This is a genomic window from Streptomyces sp. NPDC046465 (assembly GCF_040646035.1).
Taxonomy (GTDB): Bacteria; Actinomycetota; Actinomycetes; order Streptomycetales; family Streptomycetaceae; genus Streptomyces.
This window is the reverse complement of the sequence record NZ_JBEYZK010000087.1, coordinates 1-1645: the sequence shown is the minus strand read 5'-3', so window position 1 is coordinate 1645 and position 1645 is coordinate 1. Positions and strand designations below refer to the sequence as shown.

1 protein-coding gene and 1 pseudogene are annotated in these 1645 nt (G+C 68.6%); both read left to right on the top strand.

All coding sequences use genetic code 11. The features are described 5' to 3' along the window. Positions 1-1015 (top strand): annotated as a pseudogene (locus ABZ953_RS39360) (transcriptional regulator); the annotation flags it as partial. 23 nt (positions 1016-1038) lie between these two features. Then, positions 1039-1611, top strand: a complete 573-nt coding sequence (locus ABZ953_RS39355; RefSeq protein WP_361734347.1) for a transcriptional regulator — start codon at positions 1039-1041, stop codon at positions 1609-1611. Positions 1612-1645: the final 34 nt, after the last annotated feature.

The window sequence follows — 1645 nt, the reverse complement described above, 5'->3', positions numbered from 1 at the left end:
GGTCCGCAGCCCCGGGCGCGGGGTGAAGGTGGTGCCGGTCGGCCGCCGCGTCCAGGCCGCCGACGACATGCCCGACCTGATCGGGCAGGCCGTCGCGGCCGCGCTGCGCGAGCACCAGGGCGACGTCGAGGCCGCGACCGCCGCCCTGATCAACAAGGCGATCCCGGACGTCATGGCGCTGCTGGACGAGACGCGCAAGGGCGGCCGGTACGACATCGTGGCCCACCCCTGGCTGCCCGAGCAGCTGCGCAAGGCGTCCGCGACGGCCGCAGACCAGGTGTGGGAGGCCCGCCCGAAGTGGACGCGCCTCGAGCTGTCGCCCGGCGCGCACGAAGTGACCGCGCTGGACATCAACGGCGCCTACCTCAGCGCGTTGAAGACCCACCTGCCCTTGGGGCACCTCGAACACACCACCGGCGCCATCGAGCATGACCGGCGCCGCGCGGGCATTCACCTGATCACCCCACCCGACTGGGAGCACGACAACGTGCTGCCCAGCCCTCTCGGGCAGCGCGAGGAGCCCGGACCGCTGTGGGTCACCGAACCCACCCTGCGGCTACTGCTGCGCCTGTCCGGCCCCAAGTACAACCTTTGCCAAGCCCCCGAGATCCTCGAGTCCTACACGTCCGGCTCGACTGAGGGCCTGCTGGAAAAGCTCCGCGTCGCCCTCAAGGACGCCCGGGACGCCGCGATCGAATCCGGCGACGAGGTGACGCTGGAATACGTGAAGGCGATGTACTCCAAGTTCGTGTCCACTATGGGCCACAGCAACTACAACCGGGAGCTCTTCCGCCCCGACTGGATGCACCTCATCCGCAGCCAGGCCTTCGCCAACCTCTGGATGAAAGCCCACAAGGCCCACACCGCCGGACTCACCGTCGTGCGCGCCATGGGCACCGACGAACTCCACGTCACCGGTGGTGACTGGCGCCGCGTGTTCCCCGAGGGCCGCGGCGTGGCCGAAGTCAAGGTCAAAGACCAGTACACCCTCGGCACGCCCGTCGGCGAGCACTGAATCTCAGGTAAGGAGAGCACCCCATGCCGGACCGGCACATCGAATTCGGGAAGTACGGCGCCCAGGGCATCAAGGGCCATCAGGCCGTCGCCCGCCAGCTCGACGCCCTCGCGGGCGGCATCGCCACCCCCATCACCGCCCGCCGCGGGCTCATGGCCCGCCTGAACTACCTGACGCGCACCGGCCACGCCCTCCAGGCCGCCCGCGCGGCGGGCCTCACCCTCACCGGCGACACCCTCAAAGCGCTGCGCGAGGGCAAGCGGAACCCCTCGCGCAAGAGCCTGCAGCAGATCGAAGCCGCCTACCGCACCGTGCGCCGTACGAACGTCGCCCGGCACCTGGCACAGAGGCTCAACAAATCCGGACGCGGCACCCGCGTGGAAATCCACCCCGTCAATCAGTCCGCCGTTGACCGGCCCCGGCATCGCGTCGTCGAATACCGCACGCTGAATATTCGGCACTGGGACCGCATTATTCAGGCATGGGCAGCGGGCAATGATTCCGAACTCGACGCAGCGTGGGTTGACCAAATCGTGGACCTCGGCAGCCAATGGGGACAGTACGAATACGTCACCAACATTGGGTTCGCCGCATAAACAATCCGGGTGGAAAGATCCCGTGCGCCGAGGC

Excerpts from the sequence above, each read along its gene's own strand:
- ABZ953_RS39355 (WP_361734347.1), top strand. The coding sequence starts at position 1,039 with ATGCCGGACCGGCACATCGAATTCGGGAAGTACGGCGCCCAGGGCATC.